The 21,387-nt window shown below is 34.9% G+C and carries 16 protein-coding genes and 3 pseudogenes; 10 read left to right on the top strand and 9 right to left on the bottom strand.

Annotation, left to right across the window (positions count from 1 at the left end):
* Positions 1–304: 304 nt before the first annotated feature.
* The 5 genes and pseudogenes from uvrA to ACQ9BO_RS20335 form a co-directional block, all read right to left on the bottom strand.
* Entirely contained in the window at positions 305–3,136 is a 2,832-nt protein-coding gene (gene uvrA, locus ACQ9BO_RS20355; RefSeq protein ID WP_431242237.1) for an excinuclease ABC subunit UvrA, read from the bottom strand.
* 101 nt (positions 3,137–3,237) lie between these two features.
* Positions 3,238–4,191, bottom strand: coding sequence for a Fic family protein (locus tag ACQ9BO_RS20350; RefSeq protein WP_431242236.1), 954 nt, complete (start codon positions 4,189–4,191; stop codon positions 3,238–3,240).
* A 64-nt stretch (positions 4,192–4,255) separates the two neighbouring features.
* Positions 4,256–6,039, bottom strand: a pseudogene (locus ACQ9BO_RS20345) (chloride channel protein).
* 85 nt (positions 6,040–6,124) lie between these two features.
* Positions 6,125–7,807 (bottom strand): gamma-glutamyltransferase, encoded by a 1,683-nt coding sequence (gene ggt / locus ACQ9BO_RS20340; RefSeq protein WP_431242235.1) that lies wholly within the window; start codon positions 7,805–7,807, stop codon positions 6,125–6,127.
* 29 nt (positions 7,808–7,836) lie between these two features.
* A complete protein-coding gene (locus ACQ9BO_RS20335) occupies positions 7,837–8,421 on the bottom strand; it encodes an ACP phosphodiesterase (protein WP_431242234.1) in 585 nt (194 codons plus the stop codon).
* A 252-nt stretch (positions 8,422–8,673) separates the two neighbouring features.
* On the opposite strand from ACQ9BO_RS20335, the gene glmM reads away from it, so the two are divergent.
* The gene (gene glmM, locus ACQ9BO_RS20330; RefSeq protein ID WP_431242233.1) at positions 8,674–10,062 is read left to right on the top strand and encodes a phosphoglucosamine mutase; all 1,389 of its coding nucleotides are present in this window, start codon (positions 8,674–8,676) and stop codon (positions 10,060–10,062) included.
* Between the two features lie 68 nt (positions 10,063–10,130).
* Here glmM and ACQ9BO_RS20325 read toward each other — a convergent pair whose 3' ends face one another.
* The 4 genes and pseudogenes from ACQ9BO_RS20325 to ACQ9BO_RS20310 all read right to left on the bottom strand — a co-directional run bounded on the left by ACQ9BO_RS20325 (position 10,131) and on the right by ACQ9BO_RS20310 (position 12,719).
* Positions 10,131–10,787, bottom strand: a complete 657-nt coding sequence (locus tag ACQ9BO_RS20325) for a carbohydrate-binding protein (RefSeq protein ID WP_431242232.1) — start codon at positions 10,785–10,787, stop codon at positions 10,131–10,133.
* Positions 10,709–11,254, bottom strand: coding sequence for a glycosyl hydrolase (locus tag ACQ9BO_RS20320; protein WP_431242231.1), 546 nt, complete (start codon positions 11,252–11,254; stop codon positions 10,709–10,711). Before ACQ9BO_RS20320 ends, ACQ9BO_RS20325 begins: the two co-directional genes overlap by 79 nt.
* Positions 11,184–11,618: a glycosyl hydrolase gene (locus ACQ9BO_RS20315; protein WP_431242230.1), complete on the bottom strand. Its 435-nt coding sequence runs from the start codon at positions 11,616–11,618 to the stop codon at positions 11,184–11,186. The genes ACQ9BO_RS20320 and ACQ9BO_RS20315 overlap by 71 nt, the downstream gene beginning before the upstream one ends.
* A 226-nt stretch (positions 11,619–11,844) precedes the next feature.
* Positions 11,845–12,719 (bottom strand): annotated as a pseudogene (locus tag ACQ9BO_RS20310) (lysophospholipid acyltransferase family protein).
* Between the two features lie 111 nt (positions 12,720–12,830).
* Between ACQ9BO_RS20310 and ACQ9BO_RS20305 the strand changes: the two are divergent.
* The 9 genes and pseudogenes from ACQ9BO_RS20305 (at position 12,831) to ACQ9BO_RS20265 (ending at position 21,341) form a co-directional block, all read left to right on the top strand.
* Positions 12,831–13,468 (top strand): annotated as a pseudogene (locus tag ACQ9BO_RS20305) (rhomboid family intramembrane serine protease).
* Between the two features lie 52 nt (positions 13,469–13,520).
* Positions 13,521–14,150 carry an SIMPL domain-containing protein gene (locus ACQ9BO_RS20300; protein ID WP_431242229.1) on the top strand — a complete coding sequence of 210 codons (630 nt, stop codon included), beginning with the start codon at positions 13,521–13,523 and terminating at the stop codon, positions 14,148–14,150.
* 449 nt (positions 14,151–14,599) lie between these two features.
* Positions 14,600–15,397, top strand: coding sequence for a carboxypeptidase-like regulatory domain-containing protein (locus tag ACQ9BO_RS20295; protein WP_431242228.1), 798 nt, complete (start codon positions 14,600–14,602; stop codon positions 15,395–15,397).
* On the top strand, positions 15,333–17,333 hold the full coding sequence (locus ACQ9BO_RS20290; RefSeq protein WP_431242227.1) for a TonB-dependent receptor domain-containing protein: 2,001 nt from the start codon (positions 15,333–15,335) through the stop codon (positions 17,331–17,333). Before ACQ9BO_RS20295 ends, ACQ9BO_RS20290 begins: the two co-directional genes overlap by 65 nt.
* A gap of 197 nt (positions 17,334–17,530) precedes the next feature.
* Positions 17,531–17,986 (top strand): hypothetical protein, encoded by a 456-nt coding sequence (locus ACQ9BO_RS20285; RefSeq protein ID WP_431242226.1) that lies wholly within the window; start codon positions 17,531–17,533, stop codon positions 17,984–17,986.
* Positions 17,987–17,998: 12 nt separating this feature from the next.
* Positions 17,999–18,322 carry a hypothetical protein gene (locus ACQ9BO_RS20280; RefSeq protein WP_431242225.1) on the top strand — a complete coding sequence of 108 codons (324 nt, stop codon included), beginning with the start codon at positions 17,999–18,001 and terminating at the stop codon, positions 18,320–18,322.
* Positions 18,300–20,012 (top strand): RagB/SusD family nutrient uptake outer membrane protein, encoded by a 1,713-nt coding sequence (locus tag ACQ9BO_RS20275; protein ID WP_431242224.1) that lies wholly within the window; start codon positions 18,300–18,302, stop codon positions 20,010–20,012. Before ACQ9BO_RS20280 ends, ACQ9BO_RS20275 begins: the two co-directional genes overlap by 23 nt.
* A gap of 172 nt (positions 20,013–20,184) precedes the next feature.
* On the top strand, positions 20,185–20,568 hold the full coding sequence (locus ACQ9BO_RS20270; RefSeq protein WP_431242223.1) for a hypothetical protein: 384 nt from the start codon (positions 20,185–20,187) through the stop codon (positions 20,566–20,568).
* Positions 20,565–21,341, top strand: a complete 777-nt coding sequence (locus ACQ9BO_RS20265; RefSeq protein ID WP_431242222.1) for a TlpA family protein disulfide reductase — start codon at positions 20,565–20,567, stop codon at positions 21,339–21,341. The genes ACQ9BO_RS20270 and ACQ9BO_RS20265 overlap by 4 nt, the downstream gene beginning before the upstream one ends.
* Positions 21,342–21,387: the final 46 nt, after the last annotated feature.

Here is a 21,387-nt window from a genome sequence, read left to right as displayed (position 1 = left end):
TGTATTAAAATAGGATGTTTTTTTCTAAATCTTTCTCAAAGTTTATAACCAAGGGTGTGATGAATTTTGATAGAAGATAAATTATAAAGTTGATTTGCACATTTTTGTCATTTCGACGAAGGAGAAATCTCCACGAGAAGCTCGACAAAGATTGGACTTACTTTGCGGAGTTACTTGCGAAGATTTGCTTCGCCTGTTCGCTATCGCTCGAGTCTCCTTCGTCGAAATGACAAACGTTGTGGTTACTTTATAGAAAGCTAGGGTTTGTTGGTCTTTTAGTTTTAAACTTTGATAAATATGAATTTTACTCCAATTCTTTCTTCAAAAATTTAGCTGTATAACTTTTTTTATTCTGAGCCACTTCTTCAGGAGTTCCTTTAGCTACTAATTGTCCGCCACCTTTTCCACCTTCGGGACCAATATCGATAATATAATCGGCAAGTTTGATAACGTCCATATTATGCTCGATAACTAGAATTGTATTTCCTTTATCAACCAATTTATTGATTACTTCCATCAAAACGCGAATGTCTTCAAAGTGTAATCCTGTTGTTGGTTCATCTAGTATATAAAATGTATTTCCAGTATCTTTTTTCGATAATTCTCCAGCCAATTTAATACGTTGCGCCTCACCACCAGAAAGTGTTGTGCTTTGTTGACCAAGCGTAATATAACCTAATCCAACATCCTGAATGGTTTTGATTTTTCTATGAATCTTCGGAATGTTTTCAAAGAATGGAACTGCTTCATCAACCGTCATATCCAAAACATCAGAAATAGATTTTCCTTTATATCGAATTTCTAAAGTTTCTCTGTTGAAACGTTTTCCTTGGCAAGTTTCGCATTCTACGTAAACATCTGGCAAAAAGTTCATTTCGATCGTTCTAACGCCAGAACCTTCACAAGTTTCGCAACGTCCGCCTTTTACGTTAAAACTGAAACGTCCCGCTTTGTAACCACGAATCATACTTTCAGAAGTCATGGTAAATAAGTTTCTGATTTCAGTAAAAACCTCCGTGTATGTTGCTGGATTTGAACGTGGCGTTCTTCCAATCGGACTTTGGTCAATATCAATTACTTTGTCAATATGTTCTAAACCTTCGATTTTTTTGTAAGGCTGTGGTTTTTTTACGCCATTGAAATAATATGCATTTAAAATTGGATAAAGTGTCTCATTAATCAAAGTCGATTTACCGCTTCCTGAAACGCCTGTAACGCAGGTTAATTGCCCTAACGGAATTTCGATAGAAACGTTTTTAAGATTGTTTCCTGTTGCTCCAGTCAGTTTTAAGAATTTGCCATTTCCTTTTCGTCTTTCTTTCGGAATGTCAAATTTCATTTTGCCATTCAAATATTGAGCGGTAATAGTGTCGGAAGCCAAAGTTTCTTTTGGAGTTCCTATACTAATGATTTCTCCTCCATATTTACCAGCTTTTGGCCCAATATCAATTACATAATCAGCGGTTTCGATCATGTCTTTGTCGTGTTCCACCACAATTACAGAGTTTCCAATGTCGCGCAATTGCTCTAAAGACTGAATCAGTTTTTCGTTATCTCTTTGATGCAAACCAATACTTGGCTCATCCAAAATATATAAAACACCAACCAATTGCGAGCCAATTTGTGTTGCTAGACGAATACGCTGTGCTTCACCACCAGAAAGCGATTTTGAGCTTCGGCTTAAAGCCAAATAGTTCAAACCAACATTCATCAAAAAGTTCAAACGATCTTTGATTTCTTTTACAACTTCAGATGCAATTAAAAGCTGTTTGTCTGTCAAATGGCTATTTAAATCTTGAAACCAAGCTGTTAAATCTGAAATATCCATATCACACAATTCGGTGATATTTTTTTCATTCACTCTAAAAAATAGAGCTTCTTTTTTCAGGCGTGATCCTTCACAAACTGGACAGTCAATTTCGTCCATAAAATCTTTTGCCCAACGCTTTAAAGCTGTTGAAGAGCTTTCGTCATATTGGTTTTTGATGAAATTCGAAATTCCTTCAAAATCAATTTTATAATCTCTGGTAACGCCCAAATCTTTTGAGCTTATTGTAAATTTATCTTTTCCACCATGAAGAATCATTGTCATGGCTTCTTCTGGAATTTTCTCAATTGGATCCGTAATCTTAAATCCGAATTTTTCTCCAATGGTTTCTAATTGTTTGAAAATCCATGAAGATTTGTATTCGCCAAGCGGAGCAAAACCACCACTTTTGATCGATAATTTCGGATTCGGAATAATCTTTTTTACGTTGATTTCATGTACCGTTCCTAATCCGTTGCAATGCGGGCAGGCTCCTTTTGGAGAGTTGAACGAAAATAAATTTGGCTCTGGATTTTGGTATGAAATTCCAGTTGTAGGACACATCAAATTTCTACTGAAATAGCGAACTTCATTCGAATCTTGATCTAAAATCATTAAAACATCTTCGCCATGATGCATGGCTGTATTAATGCTTTCTGAAAGTCTTTTTTGGGTGTCAGGATTATCTTCAATAACCATTCGATCTACAACAATCTCTATATCGTGAGTTTTGTAACGGTCTAATTTCATTCCCGAAACTAAATCTTGGACATCGCCATTTACGCGGACTTTCAAGAATCCTTGTTTGGTAATTTGCTGGAAAAGTTCAGCATAATGACCTTTTCTGGCTTTAATAACTGGAGCTAAAATATTGATCCGTTTACCATTATAATCCTGAATAATCAAATCTTTAATTTGTTCGTCAGAATACGAAACCATTTTTTCGCCGGTGTTGTAACTATAAGCGTCAGCACCACGGGCAAATAAAAGTCTAAGGAAATCGTAGATTTCAGTAATAGTTCCAACGGTAGAACGTGGACTTTTGCTGGTTGTTTTTTGTTCAATTGCAATTACCGGAGAAAGTCCGTCGATTTTATCAACATCCGGACGTTCTAATCCACCAAGGAATTGTCTGGCATAAGCCGAAAAAGTTTCAACATAACGACGCTGACCTTCGGCATAAATAGTATCAAATGCCAAAGAAGATTTTCCCGAACCTGAAAGACCGGTAATTACAACCAGTTTTTCACGCGGAATTGAAATATCGATATTTTTCAGATTATGAACTCTTGCGCCAAGAACTTCAATAGTATTGTCTTTGTCTAACATAATTTTGAGCAAAACGCAAAGTTACCACTTTGATTTATTCTTTTAGTGCTCGATAGCAAAAGTTTATGTTACAAATAGTAACAAAAAACGCTGATTTAAAATCAGCGTTTTCTTTTTCGGGTTGCCATATAGTTTTCAATTGCTTCTTTGGTTGTATACCAATTTCGGCCTTCTTTGTAAGCATCAATTTTTCCTGTTCTTGCCAGTAAGCTTACATATTCTTGGCCATAAGGAGTATCAGGTTCACTAACTATGTTTTGTATCGGTTGGTAATCATAACTGCTTCCTGGCATTGCACCAAGATAAATATTGAGGGTTCGCTCTAGTGCCTGACACATTAAAAGGGTCAATTTTTGATAATTTCCATTATTGGCTTGGTTGAGAGCTTCATAATATTTCTTTCTATCATTTTTAAGAATAATGGCTGGTGGAAAACCACAACGCATTAATAACAAATTCATACTTAAACGTACCGTGCGCCCATTTCCATCAAAAAAAGGATGAATCCAGACCAGTTTATGATGATAGATTGTGGCAAGTTCAATATCGTTTAGACCTAAGGGATTTGTATTGATAAATTCTATAAGTTCATCTAAATAATCTGAAACTTTATTGGCATTTGGAGGCATAAAATTGGCTCCAGAAATGCGAACACCTCCATTGCGAATTCTTCCTGCAAAATCTTCTTCGATAGAGCGCATTACCAAACCATGAATAGATAGGATATCTATGCTCCTTAGCTTGTAATTTTCATCGACAATAGAGTAGAGGTAATCAATAGCTTTGTCATGATTATGGGTTTCAAAATGTTCACGCAACGATTTGCCCTTAATAGTAATTCCTTCTTGAATCACCATTTGGGTTTCTCGCAAACTAAGTGTGTTCCCTTCAATACTGTTTGAATTGTAAGTCCACTCGAGAGAAAGACTTTCTCGTATTTTGTTTAAAGCAATATTAGGCAATGGTCTGCTGTTTTGCAGTTCCAGCCTTTTTTGATACAATCTATCAAAAGTTGATTGAAATTCTTCTCTGTATGTTAGGTCAATATTAAACATAATCCTACAAAGATACTTCTTAATATCGGATAAACAAAAAAAATAACGTATCCGATATTAAAAATTATTCAATCGTCATAGAACGCAATTTCATTCGGTAAGCTTCAAGTGCGATAGATTTTGAAATGATGCCGTAGTATTTTTCATTTCGAAGTACAGGCAAAAATGCTGATTTTGAGTTTTCGAATTTTGTCATTACGATTTCCATACTGTCATATGATGAAATAGTAGCGACGGGAATTTTCATTACATCTTTAATTTGGGTGTATTTGACGCGATACGTGTTAAAAATAATCTCACGAATATCATTAAAATGTACAACTCCAACTAAATCTTTTTCATTGTTTACAACCGGAAAAACAACTTGATTTGAATGTGAAATTAGATCGACCAGTTTGCTTAAATTTTCATCTGGATGAACCGTAAGGTAATCGCATTGAATAATGCTATCGATGTCTAAAGTTGATAGAATATTAGAATCTTTATTGCTGGTGAAAGCATGACCTTTTTTGGCAAGATTTTTTACGTCAAGCGAATATTTTTCAAATCGTTTTGATATTGCAAAACTGATAGATGAAACGATCATAAGCGGAATCATTAATCCGTAGCCTCCTGTAATTTCGGCAATAAGGAATATCGCGGTTAATGGTGCATGAAATAATCCACTCAAGATACCTGCCATTCCAACCATAGTGAAGTTGCTGATTGGCAAATGTGATATACCAGTAAGGCTTACTAATTTGGAGAAAAAATACCCCAAATAAGACCCTAAAAATAGGGAAGGAGCAAAATTACCTCCATTTCCGCCACTTCCAAGTGTAAGCCCAGATGCGAAGACTTTTACCATCATTGTACATCCAACAAACAAAAGTAAAACCCATTGGTTGTTTCTAAAATCGGCAAATAAGGTATTGTCTAACAATTGTCCTGGATCACTTTCAGATAAAGTTTTGATGCTTTCATATCCTTCACCAAACAATGTTGGGAAAACGAAAATCAGCAGTGCCAAAAGAGATGAACCTATTAAAGCTTTTTTGTACGGACCGATTTCCATTTTAGCAAAATAATGCTCAACGCGCTGAAAATTTCGAGCATAATAAACCGCGACAAAACCTGTCAAAACTCCTAAAACAACGTAAAGGGGAATGTTGTGATAATTGAAGGCTTCTTGTTTTTTAAAAGACAAAAGGATTGTTTCATCTAAAACAATGGCTGAAACCAATGCACCTGTAGCGGCAGAAATCATAATTGGTGTAAAAGCAGAAATACTCACATCCACCAATAAAACTTCAATCGCAAAAAGTACTCCGGCAATAGGAGCGTTAAAAGTACTGCAATTCCGGTCGCAACACCGCAACCAATTAATAATGTTCGGTCTTTGTATGCGAGTTTATAGTTTTGAGCATAATTTGATCCAAAAGCGGCTCCAGTGATTACAATCGGACTTTCTAATCCGGCAGAACCTCCCAAACCTACAGTCAAAGAGCTTGTAACAATCTGGGCATACATTTGTTTCTTCGGAATGATGCTGGCCTTTTTTGCAACTGCATATAAAATCTGTGAAGTCCCTTTTTGAATCGTTCCGTTTAAAACTTTTTTGATAACAAAAACAGTCAATAGAATACCAATTATAGGCAAGATACTGTTAATGAAACTCAGTTTTAAAACCCCATTGATGTAAGTTGCAAAAGAAAAAACGCTGTGTGCGAAAGTCTTTAAAACAATTACTGCAAAAGCACATGAAATCCCGACTAAGACACTCGACAAAAAAATAAACTGCTTTGGCGTCAGTAAAGATTGAGCTAAGGCAATAATGCTTTCTAGTTTTCGAAAAAGTCGTTTTATCATAGTTTTTTTACAAAGTTACTGGGGAATACAAATTTAGTTCTAAACATTCAATTTTATACAATTTTTTGATGTAAATCTTTTATGTTTAAAATCCAGTCGCCTTGTCATCGCCACGAAAATCGGCACCTCCTTCAAGAGTGTTATCAGGCAGAACCAAAATGGCATCTACTTTTCCAATTACTGGTGTTGTATTTTCGCTGATCAAATATCCTTTTGCTTTTAGTTTTGATAATGTTGTGTCACTAAAAGCTTTTGGCTCAAAAGTAATTAGATCAGGCAACCATTGATGATGAAAACGTGGTGCATTTACAGCCTCTTGCATGCTCAAATTATATTCGTAAACATTTAAAATTGTTTGCAATACTGATGTTATAATTGTAGAACCACCTGGCGAGCCAACAACCATATAAAGTTTTCCGTTTTTTTCGACAATCGTTGGCGTCATCGAGCTAAGCATTCTTTTTTGTGGAGTGATGCTGTTGGCTTCGTTTCCAACCAATCCAAACATATTTGGAGATCCTGGTTTTGCACTAAAATCGTCCATTTCATTGTTTAAGAAAAAGCCCAATTCATCACAATAATATTTTGATCCAAATCCGTCATTGATTGTTGTTGTGGCCGCAACAGCATTTCCTTGTGCATCAACAATAGAATAGTGAGTGGTTTCGGTACTTTCGCTATAAGTTACTTTTCCTTCTTTTATATCAGATGATAAAGTCGCTTTTTCTGAATTAAAATTTGCCATTCTTTCTTTTAAATAACTATCAGATAAAAGACCGTTAATTGGGATTTTTACAAAATCAGGATCGCCTAAAAACTGACTTCTATCAGCATAAGCTCTTCTTTCGGCTTCTACAATAACTTGAATGGATTGTTCCGAATTATGTCCCATTTTTGAAAGATAAAATGGCGCAACCATTTTCATGATTTGTGCTAGACAGATTCCGCCACTGCTTGGAGGAGCCATCGAAGTTATTTTTAAATCTTTATAATCAAATTGAAGCGGTTTTCTCCATTTTGCTTCATAAATCGCCAAATCTTTTAAGGTTATAATACCACCTTTTTTCTTTAAATAATCCACTAAAATTTGAGCAGTTTTGCCTTTGTAAAATTCATCTCGTCCATTTTTTAAAATTCTTTTCAAAGTATTGGCCAGCGCAGGATATTTTATAGTGTCATTTTCTTTGAATTCTTTGGCCATAAGTGTATTTGGGCCATTAGCTTTTACAATTGCATCATGATAATTTTCCAGTTGTTTTTGTTGTTTTTTAGTAACTACAATACCTTTTTCAGCAAGTGCGATTACGGGTTTTAGGATTTCAGACATTGGTAACGATCCTAATTTTTTATGAACCGCAAAAACTCCTGCAATTGTTCCGGGAACACCAATTGCTAAAGCTGTTTCAGTACTTTTTCCTTTTATGACATTTCCGTCTTTGTCCAAAAACATATTTTTTGAAGCCGCTAAAGGTGCTTTTTCACGATAATCCAAACTGCCAACTTCTCCATTTGCTTTTCGATATACCATAAATCCGCCTCCGCCAAGATTTCCTGCGTATGGGTATGCAACGGCCAATGCAAGTTCTGTAGCGACCATTGCATCAAATGCGTTTCCGCCTTTTTTCATGATTTCAGCACCAATTTTTGAAGCTTCCTCTCGAGCCGAAACTACCATCGCTTTTGAGGCTATAAAACCGGTTGGACGAACAGCTTGTTGGCTAAAACCGTAAACTGATATAAAAAAGAATAAAAGCGAAGTTTTTTTCATAATTGGATTGTATTTTAAAGCGGTTTGGTTTATAGAGATAGTAGTTTTTGTTGTGCATTTAATCGAAGATCTTCAAAAAATAAGGTGAATTCTTCTTCAAATTCGATGTAAAATTCTTTTAGTTCTTCACTTGCGTATTGCATTTTAGAAACGTTTTTAGATCTTCGGTCCATTTGTGTCAGGATTTGATGAATTCCTTCAACTGTTCTATAGCTTAAGAGCCAATTTCGTTCAATCATATAAGGCATCAAACCTTGTGTTTTTTCAGTCAAAATGGAGTAATTATCACCTAACGATTTATAAAATCGGTTGATGAAATTTTCCAGATTTTCATCAGAGTACTTAGTCCAGTTTTTGGCTAAAAAATGATCATAAACAATATCTACAATTACACCAGCGTAATGATGGTATTTTTCGTGTAAACGCTTGGTGCTTTGTCTGAAAATATCGTGAGAATCGGTATAAGTATCTATAAAACGATGCAAAAGAATTCCTTTTTGGACATCTTCAGGAAAATTTTCAAATTGCTTTCCACGGATTCCGTCGGCCATAAAATTGCCAATTTTGATTAAATCGTTATCACCTGAAAGATAAATATGGGCAAGGAAATTCATTTTTTTTAAGTTTCTAAGGTTCTGAGATGCTAAGAATCTGAGCTTGTTCTTGTAAATGTATAAAAACTTTTTTAAATCATTTTGTTATAAAATCGTGTCTGTTAAAATGGATACTTAACGATAAATTAAAAAACTTAGTATGCCAGAATCTTAGTGCCTTAGCAACTTTTTAAAAAATCTTAGCAACTTAGTATCTTAGAACCTTAGCAACTTTATCTATATTTGTAATAAAAATAACCTTAACTCGAAAAAATGACTTTAATAAAATCGATATCCGGAATTCGCGGAACAATAGGAGGCAAAGTTGGGGATAACCTAACTCCTGTTGATGCTGTGAAATTTGCATCAGCATACGGAACATTTCTGAAAAATAACACTTCAAAAGAAAAATTAACGGTTGTAATTGGTCGTGATGCTAGAATTTCTGGGCCAATGATTCATAATTTAGTAGTGAATACTTTAATAGGTTTAGGAATCGATGTAATTGATCTTGGACTTTCAACTACGCCAACTGTAGAAGTTGCTGTTCCTCTTGAAAAAGCTGACGGAGGAATAATCTTGACGGCTTCTCATAATCCAAAACAATGGAATGCTTTAAAATTATTAAATGAAAAAGGCGAATTTTTAAGTGGTGCCGATGGTGCAAAAATTCTTGAAATTGCCGAAGCTGAAGCTTTTGATTTTTCTGATGTAGATAGTTTAGGAGAAATTATTTCGAACGACGCTTACATGGATATTCATATCGACGAGGTTTTAAATTTGCCTTTAGTTGATGCTGAAGCTGTAAAAGAAGCTAAATTCAAAGTGGTAGTTGACGGAGTAAATTCTTCAGGAGGAATTATTATTCCGAAACTTCTAAAATTAATGGGAGTTGAAGTTGTTGAATTGTACTGCGAACCAAACGGGCATTTTCCTCATAATCCAGAACCTTTAAAAGAGCATTTAACTGATATTTCAGAATTGGTTGTAAAAGAAAAAGCTGATTTTGGAATTGTGGTTGATCCAGATGTTGATCGTTTGGCTTTCATCAGTGAAGATGGCGAAATGTTTGGTGAAGAATATACTTTGGTTGCTTGCGCAGATTATGTTTTGAGCAAAACTCCAGGAAATACTGTTTCGAATATGTCATCTTCTCGTGCATTAAGAGATGTTACAAAAGCTCACGGCGGTAGCTACGAGGCAAGCGCAGTAGGAGAGGTGAATGTAGTCGAATTAATGAAGAAAAACAATGCAGTTATTGGTGGAGAAGGAAACGGCGGAATCATCTATCCAGAATTGCACTACGGAAGAGATAGTTTGGTAGGGGTAGCGCTGTTTTTGACTCATTTAGCAAATAAAAAAATCTCAGTTTCTGCTTTGAGAGCTTCTTATCCAGAATATTATATGAGTAAAAACAAAATTGAATTAACACCACAAATTGATGTTGATGCGATTTTAACTCAAATGACAGAGAAGTATAAAAATGAAGATATTTCTACAATTGATGGTGTTAAGATTGATTTTGCAGAAGAATGGGTTCATTTAAGAAAATCAAACACAGAGCCGATTATTCGTATTTATACAGAATCTTCTTCGCAAGAAGATGCTGATAAATTAGCATTGAGAATTATTGATGAAATAAAAGTAATTGCAGGATTATAATCTTTCAATTTAAATAGAAAAAGCCTCTTTTGAAAGTTCAAAAGAGGCTTTTTTGGTGTTATGAGGTTTTAATATTTAATGATTTTAATTGATTTTCGAATTTTTCCATAAGAGGCTTTTACAATATAAACGCCAGATGCAAGCCTGTCGCCAATTTTTATGTCTTCGTTCGTGAAATGATCTTTTGATTGGTAACAAACAATTCCGTTCATGTCAATAATTTGTATCAACAAGGGCTCAGTATTGACTGATTTTACATGAAGTGTGGATTGATTCTTGACAGGATTTGGGTAAATCGTAAATGAATCTTTTTCAGCAATAGGATCGTTTACACCAAGATTGGCTAACGAAAAATTCATATAATTAAAATTCATCCCATCTGATTTGAATTTGATTTTCATATACACTTCGCCTTTTGGCAAATAAACTCCGTTTACATCTTTATTGGTAAAAGTCTGCCAGTCGCCAGTTGCAGGAAAAGTTTCGTCGGTTTTTACAACAGCTTCATTTACAAGTATGTCAAATTTTCCATTGTTGACTGGTGCCGCAACTCTGAAGGTTATATTGTATGTTCCAGCATCTGCAACATTTAATAGAAATTCATTCCAATCACCAACTTGAATAGACGATACGTGCTCGCCGCCACCTACATCGCCTGATGCTTGCAATCCTGTTCCTTTTCTGCGGTAATGTTTATTTGCAGGCACTTTTCCGGGAACGTCCATTTTTTTGCAGTATAACTTTCGTTGATATATGCAGTACCTATTGGCTTTAAAACACCACTTGTGGGGCTTAATAATTGTCCTTCTTGCATATCGGTCCAATCTGCGGGAACGCTACCAGTAAACCATGAATATCTATAAATATCTGGATCGTTTTCAAAACTGCTCACCACATTTTTCATAAAATTGATTTTGTCGGCTTCGCTTTGAATAACTCGGTTTGCAAATTCGGTAACCCAAATAGGGCGGTTAAAGGTTTTCAAGTTTCCTGTAACTCCCACTACAGAACTTGCAGTAGCGTCATAAGTGTGAAATGCTATGTAATCAACTTTGCAGTTAGGGCATAAAAGAAAAAATTGATTATGCCATGCAACAGGATCGCTGTAACCACCATAATTGTTAGGGCCATTGTACGCAGGAGATGCGCTGACGATTTCTAGGTTTTTTGCGGCAGACGACTTTTTCAACATTTGCCCAAGCATTTACCGCTTCTTGTGGCGTTAAGCGTGCTCCATCATTAAAGTTTGGTTCATTAAACGCAAGCAAGTATTTCGCACCTGGTTTTATATTGTTAATAAAAGTCTGTACTTCACTGTCGCTCAATTTTCCCCAAGCCATTGGCACATATTCAATACCAATAGAGGTGTAATTGTCATTTGTATCATTTTCAGGAATTCTTCCCCAATTGTACCACCACGAGATTCCAGGTTTTAAAGCCATTAAATCAGCGGTGCTGTTTTGTCCATAAGCAATACCACGTTTAGGACTTTTTTGCGCGAGAACAGGTTTTGAAATACAGATTATTAAAAAAGTAAAAAGTAATTTTTTGATCATGAGTATTAATTTTGTAATGGTTTTTTGGATAGTTTTAGTCAGCTTCAAATGTAAATTGTTTGTCTAAATATGCATTTGTTTGAATCGAAGAAAAATCATTACAAAAACACATCAAAAATCTGTTTTAATGCCTTAAAAGGTAGTTTTTGATTTTCTGGAACTTACATCAAATAAAAAAAGCCCAAAAAGTTTTTTTCTTTTTGGGCTCTGATTCTTTTTATGAAATTTAAGATTGAAGTCGATGCTTCCATCTTTTGTGCGTCCATAAATAGTATTCTGGTTTTTCGAGAATTTGTTTTTCAACTTCTCTTAAATACATTTCTGTGATTTCAAAATCTGGATAATCTTTTGGATTATCAGCAATCGGAATGAAAGTAGCTTCATAAAAACCTCTTCCTGTTTTTTTGACCTCTGCAAAAATAACGCTCAAATTGTATTTTTTTGCCAACATTTCGGCTCCGGTATGTGCTGGAACTTCAACTCCCATAAATTTCATTGAATGAAAAATGCGATCTAATTTTGGAGATTGATCACTCGCCAAACCATACATGCTTAAAATTCCGTCACGCTGATTTTGGGCCATAGTTGGAATTGCTTTTCTGGTTTCGATCATTTCGGTTTTGTATTTTGAACGAATTTTTCGAACTAATTTGTCAAAATAAGGATTTGCCAGCTTCTTGTAAACCGCGATACCATGAAAACCAATTTTTGGATTGATTGTCATAAGCCATTCATAACTTGCGTAATGAGAAGCGACTAAAATCACACTTTTTCCTTTTTTTGCATAGTCTAAAACCAAATCGAGATTAGTGACTTTGAATCGTCTTTCCATTTCTTCAGGAGAAATGCTCATGGTTTTGATCATTTCCAAAAACATATCACACATGTGACTGTAGAATTTTTCTCCACAACTTTTCTTTCAGCATCATTTAAATGTGGCAAAGCCAAAGCCAGGTTCGCACGAACTACTTTTCGTCGATAGCCAATAACATGATATACCAGAAAATAGACGAAATCTGAAAACCAGTAAAATAAACGAAATGGAAGTATAGAGATAAGCCAAAGCAAAGGATAGGCTAGAATATAGACAAGAAATTGCATGTAATTTTTTTTACAAATATACAGGAAAAATGATTAGATGCCGATATTTTGGTTTGAAGCAAACTTCTCTTGAAGAATGACTATATTTACAATTCAAATTAAATATTTTTTATGAATGCAATTTTGATTGGAATTATAGTTGCCAATGTTCTTTTTAGTTATAAAGGCTTTAATGATTATGCTTTTTTCAGAAAATACGAATTTCATGTTGGAAGTATTCGCTCTGGAGAGCAAATAAGAATGCTTTCTTCGGGTTTTTTGCATGTTGATATAATGCATTTGGTCCTTAATATGTATACACTTTGGATTTTTGCTCCAGTGGTGATCGATACGCTTGGAACCATTTCTTTTGCGATGATTTATTTTGGAAGCTTGATTTTTGGAAATCTGCTTACTATGTTTTTTCACAAAAACGATTATAGTTATCGTGCAGTTGGCGCTTCGGGTGCAGTGACCGGAATTTTGTATTCGGCAATCTTATTATATCCTGACATGACATTAGGGATTTTCTTTGTACTTCCGATGCCGGCCTATCTTTTTGGAATCTTATATTTATTGTATTCGATTTATGGAATGAAAGCCAAAAATGATAACATTGGGCATACAGCACACTTTGGAGGTGCTATAGGGGGTATTTGATTACTTTGATAAAAATGCCATCGCTTTTTGCAGATCATACTTTAATGACGATTCTATTAGCAATTCCTATTATTATACTTTTTGGAATGGCAAAATTGGGAAAATTGTAAGGTTGGCATAACTTTTGGAATGCCCTTATCAGTAATTTAAAATATAACAAAAATGAAAAAACTAGTATTATTTTTAACAATCATGTTTATGACTATGTCTTACGGCCAAGAAATCAAACAAATACCTCTTATAAATGTTAACGGGGAAGGAAAAGTAAAAGTAGCACCTGATCAAGTTTGTATTTCAGCTACGGTTGAAACAAAAGGGAATAATGCTAAGGACGTCAAAAAACAAAACGACGAAAAAATGGATGCGGTTTTAAAATTCATCAAAAAGATGAACATCCCGACTGCTGATTTTAAAACAAAACAAGTTGCCTTGAATCCTCAATATGATTATGAGAAAAAGAAAACGAGTTACAATGCTACACAAACTGTAGAAATCGTCGTAAAAGATTTATCTAAATATGATGAACTAATGGAAGGTTTAGTGCAACAAGGAATAAACAGAATTGACCGCGTTTCTTTTGAATCATCTAAAGAAGCACAACTACAAGCCGAAGCAAGAAAATTAGCGATGAAAGATGCTAAAGCAAAAGCAGAAGATTATGTATCAGTTTTAGGTCAAAAAATCGGAAAAGCTTTTACAATTTCTGATAATTCGCAAGTTTATCATCCGCAACCCGTGTATGCTCGCAATGAGAATGAAAGAATCTGCAGATTCAATGGGAGCTTCAAATGAAACTTTAGCAATCGGAGAAATCGAAATTACAGCTAATGTTAGCGTGAGTTTTGTATTAGACTAAAAAAATAAATTCCAAATATTTAAAAATCCAAATTCCAATTCAAATTGGGATTTGGATTTTTTTGTTTTATGATTTACGTAAATCACGATTAGTGATTTTCAAAATCTAAAATCTAAAATCTGAAACCACAAATTGTCAAAGTAATAATTATAGGTTATTTAATTTTTACGTTAGTTTTTTGAAATAATGTCATTTTTTGGTTACAAAACACGGGTAAAATCCATATACAAGACTATAGTATACCCAAAATCGGATTTTATTGCTCCCTGTGAAAACCATTAATTAATCAAATTTGCCTCTGTAAAATCATTCTTGCGATTCGATTGTTGCAACAATGATTTTTTCAAACTAACTAATTAATTAACCAACAAATTACTAACCAAAAATGACAAATTTTATTAGGATTAAAAAAAGTCCTAATGGTGTATCTGGATTTAATTTGAAAAAGAAAATGTTGATGCTTTGCGTATTGTTTTCTTTATCTCAAGTTCAAGGTTACGCTGTTAGTTCTAAAAGTACAACAGAGTCTTATGATGCAGTTCCACAAAAAAGCATCAAAGGACTTGTTATCGATGAAAGCGGTATGCCGATGCCGGGAGTTTCAGTTTTAGAAAAAGGAAGTAAAAACGGTACGTCAACAGATTTTGACGGAAAATTTACTTTAAAGGTAGATAACGATAATGCAGTGATCGTGGTATCTTACTTAGGTTATGTAACTGCCGAAGTTGCAGTAAAAGGAGAAGCTTCTATTACTGTAAAAATGAAAAAAGCTACTACTTCACTAGATGAGGTTGTTGTTGTAGGTTACGGTAAAATGAAGAAAAAGGACTTAACCGGAGCAGTTGTTCAAGTAACACCTGATAAACTTGCAAATCAAAACCCACAAACGGTTCAGGATATCTTAAGAGGTACTCCGGGTGTAAGAGTTGGTTATGACCCTTCAGCAAAAGGAGGGGGAAGCATTCAGATTCGTGGACAGACTTCTGTGTATACAGGTAATGATCAAAAATCAGGAGGTCCTCATAATTCACCGCTTATTATTTTAGACGGAATGCAATTTTATGGTGAACTTTCAGAAATCAATCCTGATGATATTCAGCAACTTGATATCTTAAAAGATGCTTCGGCAAGCATCTGTATATGGATCGAGAGCGGCGGCAGGGGTTATTTTGATTTCAACTAAAAAAGGTAAGACTGGTAAGCCTATTGTAAGTTTTACTACAAACACTACAATTAGCAACAAGAGCGCTTATCGTGGTGTATATTCTCCAGAAGGATACTTAAAATACCGCGAAGATTGGGAAACAGCTCAAACTTATGGTGTCAACCCAACATCTAAGCAATATGAAGCTTGGATTGCAGGAACAGTTGCTAATGGTAAACCTGGATATTTTTCAAATCCTAATGACTTAGCTAAATGGGGGATTACTGAAGCGCAATGGTTAGCGTATCAGCCAGTCGCTCAAACAGCAGGAAAAAGCAGTAAAGAAGTATGGGGTACACGTTTAGGATTGAATTTTGATCCTTCTTTGATGGCTAATTTCTTAGCAGATAAAACGCATGACTGGAGTGATAGTTCTTTCAGAACAGGAATTAACCATGATAATAATTTGAGTATTTCAGGAGCAAGTGATAAAGTTAACTATTACATGTCTTTTGGTTATTTAACTTCAGAAGGAGCAATTGTTGGAAATGATTACAAATCAGCTCGTTCTAATATGAAAGTTGATGCTAAGATTACGGATTGGCTTGACTTTGGAATAAACGTTAATTTCCAGGATCGATCAGATGGAGATGTTACACCTTCTTTAGGCACGGAGTCTGGACAAAATAATATGATGAGAACCAGCCCTTATGGAACTTTTATCGATGCAAATGGCAACTATGAGAGACAACCAATGGGTAAAAACGTTTCAGGACAGAATTATAACTATTACTACGAGCGTCAATTTATTGAGAAGGAGACAGGATTTACGACACTGAATACTATTTTCAATACAAAGGTTACATTGCCATTAGGAATCACTTATACCTTTAATATTGCTCCTCGTTACCAATTTTATCACGATCGTTACTTTAGGTCAACACAAAATCCAAACTGGGCTCCAGCAACTACTGGAGTAAACAGAAATAATGCTACAAGATTTGATTATAATTTGAATAATACATTAGCTTGGGATTATACGATTGCAGAAAAACATCATATCATTGCAACTTTTGTTCAGGAAGCAGAAGAACGTCGTTATTGGTCAGACGGAATGGATGCTTATAATATTCAACCTTCAGATGCTTTAGGGTTTCACAATGTTAATACTGCAACATTAGCAAATAGTACTCTTAAATCATACGACTCACATGAAACGGCAGATGCATTAATGGCAAGACTTTTCTATTCGTATGATAATCGTTATATGTTTACGGCGACTGTTCGTCGTGATGGATATTCAGCATTTGGAGCTTCTGATCCTTACGCAGTTTTCCCTTCTTTTGGTGTTGCATGGACCTTCAAGAATGAAAATTGGTTTAAATGGGATGCGATGAGCACAGGTAAATTGCGTTTGTCTTGGGGTAAAAATGGTAACAGATCGCTTGCAGATCCATATATTTCTTTGGCAAACTTAGTAAATAATGGTACAATGGGCTATTTAGATGCTTCTGGAAAAGCACTTGAGTTGAAGTATCTATCACTTGATCGTATGGCAAATCCAAACTTGCAATGGGAAAAAACTACATCAACAAATATTGGTCTTGACTTAGGTTTCTTACATGATCGTATTACGGCTACTTTAGATCTTTACAAAACGGCTACTCATGATATGATTATGAGCCAATCGTTGCCTGGTTTCACTGGATTCTCATCAATTGCGACCAACCTTGGAGAGGTTCAAAATAAAGGTTTTGAATTAAGTGTCAATACACTTAATATTAAAAAACCAAACTTTGAGTGGCGTACTACATTAGGTATCTCTTATAACGAAAATAAAATTATCTCATTATACGGTAATATGGTAGACATTAAGGATGCCAGTGGAAATGTTATTGGGAAAAAGAAGGTGATGATTCAAATAATGGATGGTTTATTGGTAGACCAATCTCTCAAATTTGGGATTATAAAGTAACAGGAATTTGGCAAAAAGATGAGTGGAAAGAGGCTCAAAGATACGGACAGCGTCCTGGAGATCCAAAAGTTCAAAACAGCTATACAGCAGATGATATAGATGCGGTAGATGCAGATGGTGTTGCTTACAAAAAAGCGGTTTATAATGAAAAGGATAAACAGTTTATAGGAAATTCAAATCCTCCAGTACAGTGGACGTTGCGTAATGATTTTAAGATTTATAAAAATTGGGATTTAGGTATCAGTATGTATTCATATGCAGGAGGAAAATCACTTAGTTCAATTTATATGAACACTTTTAATGATAGTAGTTTGTATAAATTTAATTTCAATCCATATGTAAATCCTTATTGGACACTTGACAACCCAACAAATGACTGGGCTCGTCTTGATGCTAAAGGACCTGCTGGAACTCCAGTCGCCCCAGGAAGATTGTACGATCGCAGTTTTGTTCGTTTAGATAACATTTCGTTAGCGTACACACTTCCTAGAGATCTTTTAGACCGTGTCCATATCAAAAATATTAAAATTTATGCTTCTGTTCAAAACGCCGCAACATGGTCAGCTTCTAAAGAATGGAAATATTTTGGGGATCCAGAAACGGGAGGATTGGCTACAAGACAGTTTAATTTAGGTTTTAATTTCCAACTTTAAAATTATTCAACAATGAAAAAATATATAAAAAATAAAATTTCAAGACTAGTGCCTTTTGCAGTATTGGCGGTGATGGCTAGTTCTTGTTCGAAAGATTTTCTCGAAGCTGACCCGCTTTCGTTTTATGATCCAGAAACTACGTTTACGACAGAAGCTGGTTTGCAGGCTACATTAGCACAGTGTGATAAACAGTTGCGTAATAATTATATTCATTACAATTTTTCTGGTGTAAGTGTACCTATTGGTACAGAGTACCTTTTCTCTGATATGGCACAATATGGAAAAACAGATACAGGAAGTAATATTGCTGATTATGCTCGCAAATATAGTTCCTAGTGCTGGTACGGATGTATTTAGAAGAGATGGCGGTGGTGAATCGATTTATCTAGGATTCCTTTGGACAGAAGCTTACACTGGTATTAAGAATGCTAATACCGTATTAACCTATATTGGAGGTGTAAAAAGTTTGTCTGAAGAGGTTAAAAATAAATATATCGGTCAAGCTTATTTTCACAGAGCTTATCGTTATCTTAATTTAGTGTATGAATTTGGAGATATTCCGTTGATCACTAAAATCTTGGAGGTTCCAAAGCAGAGTTATTACTCTACTAAAAAAGAAGCGATCATTGAAATGATTACGGCTGATATGGAGAAAGCGGTACAATGGGTGCCAGAGCAGTCGAAAATAGGATATATTGGTATGGTTAGTAAAGGCGCTTGCCGTCAATTGCTAATTAAGTGTTATTTGGCATCTGGAAGATTTGCTGATGCTGAAGCACAAGCCAATATTTTGATAAATCAATCAGGTTACTCTTTGGTACAAGGAAATTTAGGAATTTTTGATCCAGGAGGAAATCCTACTGCATGGCCAATAACAAGAAACGTAATTTGGGATTTGCACAGACCTGAGAACAAAGTAATTTCTTCTAATACAGAAGCGATATTGGTTGCACCAAACGGAGGAGCACAATCATTCTTAGCATTTGCTTCAATGAGGATTTTTGGCCCTAACTGGAATGATGCGAATTTAATTACTCCTGATGGTAAAACTGCGGCGCCACGTTTTCCATTGACTGACAAAACGAATTATAATGCAAAATATGATTACCAAAGAGCAATAGGACGTGGTATTGGTACTATCAGTGGTTCTTATTATTCACAGCATCCTATGTGGGTTGTAAATGGTGTAGAGGATAAGGTGGATCTTAGACATAACAGTACTGTTGGTAACTGGGTGAATATGGAAGACCTTAAATATGCACCTGGAGCAGGAGGAAGTACTGTATGGGCTGGACAAAATTTCAGAATGAAAGATGCAACCGGAAAACTGCTGGCACAAGATTCTATTCGTGATTGGTATGATTTCCCACATTATAAGATTTTTTATCATGATGTTGTAGCTGAAGCTAATCAAGCGACAAACGATTTTCAGGGAGCTACTGCAGGAGCAAGTGCGCATTTGTACATCTATCGTTTGGCTGAAACGTATTTATTGCGTGCAGAAGCTCGTTTTTATCAAGGTAATGCAACTGGAGTCGCTCAAGATGTGAATGTTGTAAGAGCAAGAGCAAAAGCGTCGCAAATGTATACAACTGTAACGATTGGTGATATTTGTGCAGAAAGAGGTAGAGAGCTTTATATGGAAGAATGGAGAAATGTGGAGTTGAAACGTATTTCACACTGTTTAGCTATGAGCGGTAAACCAGATGAATGGGGTAATACTTATAGCAAAACAAACTGGGATAAACAATCTGGGAAAGATGCTAGTGGAGGAAGTTACTGGTGGCAACGTATTGTTCATTACACGCTTTACAACAAATATCCAAACGGTATTGCTCTTAAGCCAGGTGTGAAGTTCTATACTATGGATAAACGTAATAACTACTGGCCAATTCCGTATAAAATTGCTATAGAGCCTAATATCAAAGGTCAGTTAAGCCAAAACTATGGTTATGATGGCTACAATGAAGCTGTCAAAGTATGGGATAAATGGCAGGATGCTGTTGCAGATGAAAGCAAAATTTAATTTTTTTCTCAAAGTAAAATTTGAGATATAAAATGAAAAAATAGCTTGATGCCCCAAAGAAAGCTAAACCAAGAAACGAGTTAATTTTATATAGTTAACTCGTTTTTTGCTTTATTTTAGAATGTCTTGTTTCTGAGCATTAACTCAAAGAACGATTTTAATTTTTATAATTATGAAAAAAATTGCGATTACGATTTTAATGATATGTTTTTGTCTCACATTGAGTGCACAACATAAATTTTCGATTTCAGGAACTATTCCTCCTCAATATAAAGGAGCTGATATTATACTTTCATCAGAAAACGCCGCTAATACTCAAATTAGTACAAAAGAGAAAAATGGCAAATTCTATTTATCGGGCGAAACTAAGGACAGTTATGAACCTGCTTATTTAGATATTCAGAAAGACAATAAACATCTTGGAGGGAGTTTTTTATTTATTGGCCCAAAAGATATGAAGATTCAAATCGTAAAGCTTAATGAAAAAGATAATTTAAACGATTTTAAATTTTCCAATGTTCCTTTTGTAAAAGAAAAAAGGAATACGAGCGTTTGACAAAACCAAGTGTTGACAGTGCCAAAGCAACTTTTGATATTTGGTATGATGCGAGAAATAAACATTTGCCATCAAGTAAGCAAGATTCTTTATGGACTATTGTTTCTGGTTTGAGAGAAAAAGTAATAATCCAAAGAATAAAGTTTGTTGAATCATATCCCGATGCCTATATCTCATTGTATCTTTTTAAAAAAGATGTAATAAAAGGGTATCATCCAATTTCTCCGGAAAGGCTTAATATTATTTACAATAAATTAAGCAATAATTTGAAAGAAACAGATTTGGGAAAATCAGTTAATAAATACATTCAGAAACAGCTGTCACTCACAGTAGGTCATATATTGCCTAATTTCTCTTTTTCAACAGACAAAGGACAACATTTTGAAGTTCCATTATCTTTTAAAAACAAAAAACTTATACTTCTTTGTTTTTGGTCAAAAGGTTGCGCGCCATGCATAAGGAAGATCCCAACGTTAAAAATTCTTAATGAAAAATATGAATCAAAAGGGTTGCGGCTAATCTCTATTTCAACAGATCTCACAGCTGATATTTGGTTGAATTCTTTAAATAAATATCAAATGCCTTGGTTGCAAACATGTGATCTTCCTGCCTATGTTCAGGGAGATAAAATACAGAATATCTTAGATGTAACTAGTTTTCCACAGTATTTTTTAATTGATGGAACAGGTAAGCTTGTTTATCAAAACACAGAATTAAACGACGATGAAGACTTGAGTATGTTGCAAAAGCTTTTGGAAAACCAGTTGTTATAGAAGTTCTCTCCTAAAATTAAAACTCCTTAAAAACGCCAAAGCCTTA

This window comes from Flavobacterium sp. P21, from assembly GCF_050632225.1.
Taxonomy (GTDB): domain Bacteria; phylum Bacteroidota; class Bacteroidia; order Flavobacteriales; family Flavobacteriaceae; genus Flavobacterium.
This window is presented reverse-complemented; position numbering and strand designations above follow the sequence as displayed.